The organism is Actinoplanes sp. NPDC048791 (genome assembly GCF_040650095.1).
Taxonomy (GTDB): domain Bacteria; phylum Actinomycetota; class Actinomycetes; order Mycobacteriales; family Micromonosporaceae; genus Actinoplanes.
Map to the genome: position 1 here is coordinate 1 of NZ_JBEZGQ010001571.1, position 1,381 is coordinate 1,381.

Consider the following 1,381-nt stretch of genomic DNA (forward strand, 5'->3'; position numbering starts at 1 on the left):
CCCGCGAGATCACCGAGGCCGGGCTCGTGCTGGTGCTGCTGGCCGGCGAGGACGGGTCCCGGTACACCATCGAGGTCGCCGACGGCGCGGACGAGATGGTCGGCAAGGTGCTGTCGGTGGACGTGGACGCGTTGCATGCCGACGAGGCCGAGCTGGGCGGCGTCGCTGACTGGCCGGGGCCCGTACCCTCGGGTCCGGTGCTGGCCGCGCCGCTGGCCGGGGCCGACATGCCGCAGGGTGTGCTGATCGTCGCCGGTGCCGCCGCCGGCGGCGAGGACGACGCCACGCTGCTGGCCAGCTTCGCGGGTCAGGCGGCCCTGGCCCTGGAACGGGCCCGGGCGCAGGAGGAACGCGAGCTGCTGGTCGTCCTGGAGGACCGTGAGCGCATCGCCCGGGACCTGCACGACGTCGTGATCCAGCGGCTGTTCGCCACCGGCATGCAGTTGCAGGGTGTCGCCCCGCACGCGCTGCGCCCGGAGGCGGCCAAGCGGATCAACGCGGCCGTCGACGACCTGGACGCCACCATCCGCGACATCCGCCGGTCGATCTTCGAACTGCGTGCGCCGGTGGGCAGCTCCCTGCGCACGGAGCTGCGCGACGCGGTCGAGGCGGCCACCGGGGCCCTGGGTTTCCGGCCGACGCTGGACGTGTCGGGGCCGGTGGACAGCGCGGTGCCCGACGACGTGGTGCCGGAGCTGCTGGCCGTGCTCCGCGAGGCCCTGTCGAACGTGGCCCGGCACGCCCAGGCCGGCACCGCCCGGGTCTCGGTACGCGCGGCCGACGGCGAGGTGATCCTGCAGATCGAGGACAACGGCGTCGGCACCGACCCGGCCCTGGCCCGTGGCGGTCTGGTCAACATGAGCGAACGCGCCGGCGACCTGGGCGGCAGCTGCACCGTGACCCCGGCCGACGAGGGCGGCACGGTGGTGACCTGGCGCGTCCCGCTCGGCGGCTGACCGCCCGGGCCCGGCCGCCGGGGATCGGAAGTCCGGGTGGTTCGGGTCTTTCGGCCCTGATCGGGGCGGGCCGGTGGCGCGATCGTGGAGGGGAATCCGACCAGGAGGTCCACCATGACCGCGCACCCGCCCCAGGCCACCCGGCAACTCGCTTCGGCCGCCGAGGCGTCGCTGCACGCTCCCTCGGTGTTCAACACCCAGCCGTGGCAGTGGCGGATCGCCGGCGACTCCATGGAGCTCCACGCCGACCCGGACCGGCAGCTCGCCGCCACCGACCCCGACGGACGGCTCCTGCTGCTCAGCTGCGGCACCGCGTTGCACCACGCCCGTACGGCCCTGGCGGCGGCCGGCTGGACCAGCACGGTGGACCGGCTGCCCGATCCGGGGCAGCCGACGTTGCTGGCCCGCGTACGGCTGGGGCATGC

Annotated in this window: 1 protein-coding gene and 1 pseudogene; both read left to right on the forward strand. The window is 75.1% G+C overall.

All coding sequences use genetic code 11. From position 1 onward, the window contains the following. Window positions 1–956 (forward strand): sensor histidine kinase (locus AB0C29_RS48570; RefSeq protein ID WP_360835175.1); only part of this gene is annotated, 956 nt, incomplete at its 5' end. Between the two features lie 114 nt (window positions 957–1,070). After that, window positions 1,071–1,381, forward strand: a pseudogene (locus AB0C29_RS48575) (nitroreductase); the annotation flags it as partial.